The sequence below is a fragment of the Psychrobacillus sp. genome (assembly GCF_056205495.1).
In genome coordinates this window covers 1-3,288 of record NZ_JBAEAP010000612.1, presented here as the reverse complement: position 1 = coordinate 3,288, position 3,288 = coordinate 1, and the positions used below count along the sequence as shown (strand labels likewise).

General features: G+C 33.9%; 6 protein-coding genes. All 6 read right to left on the bottom strand.

Features of this window, described 5'->3' with window-relative positions:
• A partial coding sequence (locus AC06OU_RS17545; protein WP_475857486.1) for a hypothetical protein occupies nucleotides 1-205 on the bottom strand: 205 nt, incomplete at its 3' end.
• Between the two features lie 126 nt (nucleotides 206-331).
• On the bottom strand, nucleotides 332-748 hold the full coding sequence (locus tag AC06OU_RS17540; RefSeq protein WP_475857484.1) for a pyridoxamine 5'-phosphate oxidase family protein: 417 nt from the start codon (nucleotides 746-748) through the stop codon (nucleotides 332-334).
• Nucleotides 749-818: 70 nt separating this feature from the next.
• The gene (locus AC06OU_RS17535) at nucleotides 819-1,691 is read right to left on the bottom strand and encodes a patatin-like phospholipase family protein (RefSeq protein WP_251553586.1); all 873 of its coding nucleotides are present in this window, start codon (nucleotides 1,689-1,691) and stop codon (nucleotides 819-821) included.
• Nucleotides 1,692-1,833: 142 nt separating this feature from the next.
• On the bottom strand, nucleotides 1,834-1,998 hold the full coding sequence (locus AC06OU_RS17530) for a hypothetical protein (protein WP_169359100.1): 165 nt from the start codon (nucleotides 1,996-1,998) through the stop codon (nucleotides 1,834-1,836).
• A gap of 150 nt (nucleotides 1,999-2,148) precedes the next feature.
• A complete protein-coding gene (locus tag AC06OU_RS17525) occupies nucleotides 2,149-2,292 on the bottom strand; it encodes a hypothetical protein (protein WP_475857481.1) in 144 nt (47 codons plus the stop codon).
• 29 nt (nucleotides 2,293-2,321) lie between these two features.
• On the bottom strand, nucleotides 2,322-3,041 hold the full coding sequence (locus AC06OU_RS17520) for a gamma-glutamyl-gamma-aminobutyrate hydrolase family protein (RefSeq protein ID WP_475857479.1): 720 nt from the start codon (nucleotides 3,039-3,041) through the stop codon (nucleotides 2,322-2,324).
• Nucleotides 3,042-3,288 lie beyond the last annotated feature (247 nt).

Sequence of the window (3,288 nt, the reverse complement as noted above, 5' to 3'; positions counted from 1 at the left end):
TATCTGTTAAGGATTGAGAAAAAATAATCGTAACAATGCCTTCACTAGTTGGGATACTTTTATATAAAAAATCATTATTATATTTTGTAATCTGTTTATAATACCTAATCCTTTTTTCAACTAAATCCTTCGTCGATTCGGTACCATCCATAAAATATGCAAGCATCGGTTTTTTTACTAATTTCATCTTTGTTATAAGAATCACTTGCCCTTCCTATAGATTTGATTAGTTTGTCCATTTATATTTTATGTATGCAAGTGAATCTATTGGATTCTTTACTAGCATATAAAAACACTCAAAACTTTTTCGTTTTGAGTGTTTTAGAGGAGGTTAAAATTCAACTATTTCTGGACCTTCGCCTTTAATATTCATAACTCTAACTTGTGTTGGAGTAATTTTCAAAATGATTAAATCCGGATCATCTGGACCTTTAAACCACCCTTTTAAAGCATCATTCCAAACCTGTTCTTTCATTGATTCGTCATCCGATTCCTCGACCTTCCCTTCAATTTCCAGGAAGGAATCACCTAATCCTTTTCCATCGAACCCTAGGAGGATGTGTGTGTATGGGTTATGTTCAATTTCATCTACTTTATGCGTTTTCTTACTTGTTGCAGTATAAAGGATAAAGTCGTCATTAAAAAAGGTCATATATCGAGAATGTGGCTTATTTTGCTGCACTGTCGCCATAGTACCAATCATATTACTGTTTAATATTTTTAGTGCTTGTTCTTTTGCATTAGTCATATCAATCTCCCCTTCCCTTATGCCTTTATTATTCCTTTTATAGAAATAAACTAAACATTCTTAAATGCTATTACCAGGTTTTCAAAAATCGCGTAGTTGACTCTCTTCCCTTTTGCAATAAATCCAATTTAGAATCATAATCTAATTCAAATTGAGTCGCGCTATATTCATCTGCAGGTATAAAAATAATATTTCTTTCAATCTTTCGCGATATATATCTTGTGTCATGGGCATCTTTCATTGTAGTAAATAGGCCTTCAAATAAATCGAGTCCATTTTTTATTTTTTTTGGTTGCGGCTCTTCGATATTTGCACTAAGACGAATACCTAAAACTGGTCTCTCCTTTATACCGTTTTCAAATATCCACATTGGAAAATTGCTGAGCACACCGCCATCTACCACCACTACGTCCCCAATATTCGATTTTAATTTGATTGGTTCAAAGAAAAAGGGAATGCCACAGCTCATGCGCAAGGCTCTACTTACTAAAAAGGTATCTGGCTCTATGTCATAATTTTTTAAGTCATCCGGCAAGACAATCATCTTTCCATTTGTTAGATCGGAGGCAACTAGCTTTAACGAGCCAGGGGGGAGATCCCCAAAAGTATAAATACCTTTAGCAGCCAATTTTTCTAAAAACCAATCCTCCAATGCTTTTCCTTGATACAAGCCTAAACCCCAATATAAATTTAACCATTTTGTAAACGGAAGTGGAATTACTGTCTTTCGTGGATCCAATAGCTTTTGAAAATTTTGACTCATCATTAGCTCTTCCATTTCTCTCCCGTTATAGCCTGCCGCTATAAAACATGCAAGTATTGCTCCTGCACTAGTTCCCGCGACACGCTTTAGACGATATCCTTTCTCTTCCAAAACTTGATATGCCCCAACTAAGCCGATGCCCTTCATCCCACCACCTGAAAATATTCCATCTATATACATACCGCACCCTTCTCTCTAAAAAAGTTGTTATACCACTCTAAGAGAGAAGCTATCGAATTAGAACATATATCGACAAATAAGATAGACAAAAATGTTGATATGTATATATATGGAATAGAGGTGGTTACCATAAAGTGATTAATTATTTGTTTGAATTATTTTTTGTTTCCTTTTGTTGACTGTTGTTGTGTTTTTTTGCTTCTGTATTCTGCCCTATTACACCCATATCATTTGGACTGATGTCATATCCATAACCATACTCTTCACGATCTAACTTATTTTTATGATTTTTCTTTTTATCATTCATGAAAATTTCACCTCCATGAGAATAAGTTGTACTATTAACATAGTTATTATGCTTAAAATAAGTGGAGAAAATAAAAGAAGGACTGTTGTGACATACGCCATAACGGTCCTTCTTTTATTAGTATTTTTTAACCTTCATATACGATATTAACTACTTGTTATTTTTATTTTCTTCTTTATCACCTGGCTTGGTAATATCTTTCTTATCCGCATTGTTCTTGTCTGTCTCTTTAAAATCGTCAGGATTCAAATTAGAATTGTATTCAATATCATTATCCTTCTTATCTTTTCCCATTAATTTCACCTCCTATTTTAATAGATATGCTATTCATCAGTTTTCCTTTCAATTGCAGCTTCTATAAACTTTTTAAACAACTTTTGAGAAGGCTCATCACCAACTAGTGCAAATTCTTCAGGATGCCACTGAAAACCATAGATAAAAGTATGATTTTCACTTTCTATTGCCTCCACTATTCCGTCCGGTGCAGTTGCAGCTATTTTTAAACCATCACCGAGCTTATTTACGCCTTGATGATGAAAAGAGTTGATCTTAAACTCTTCCTCCTGAAAAATTTGATATACTTTACTTTTTTTATCTACCTTTACCGGATGGGATCTATGTGTTCTTATTGCGTTCTGTCTATGCTGTAAAGTATATTCATCTCTTTGGTCATGAAGCGATTGGTGTAAAGATCCTCCCATTACTATATTAAGCATATGCAGACCTCTACAAGTCCCAAGGTACGGCTTGTCTAACTCTAGAAACTTTTGAACAAGTGCAAATTCCATTCTATCAAGACGTGGAGTAATTCGTTGAAGGTGAAGATGTGGCAACTCACCATAATAAGAAGGATCAATATCTTCTCCTCCCGTTATAATCAACCCGTCTATCTGCTGACATAGCTGGTCTATATCTTTATCAGGAATGAGTGGTATGAGTAAAGGAATACCTCCTGCTTGTAGAACTGTATCTGAATATACTGAAGACAAGTAATAACTTTTATCATCTTTAACTTCAGCAGTAATACCTATTATTGGTTTCATATTAGATTCCCCATTTTTTTAAATTTCATGCTCCCTATTAATACCCTTGTATGAAATTGCTAAACTTGTGTCAGAACTTTTAATCTAACGTTTGTTTTTATTTCAGCTGGGAATACATTAAATAGAGATTAATAAAGGAGGACTCAACATGAGTAATAACAAATTCGAAAAAATGGAAGAAAATATTAAAGGACAAACACAGAATCGCCAACCAGGTTTTGAAAATGAAATGAGACCAAAACCTATT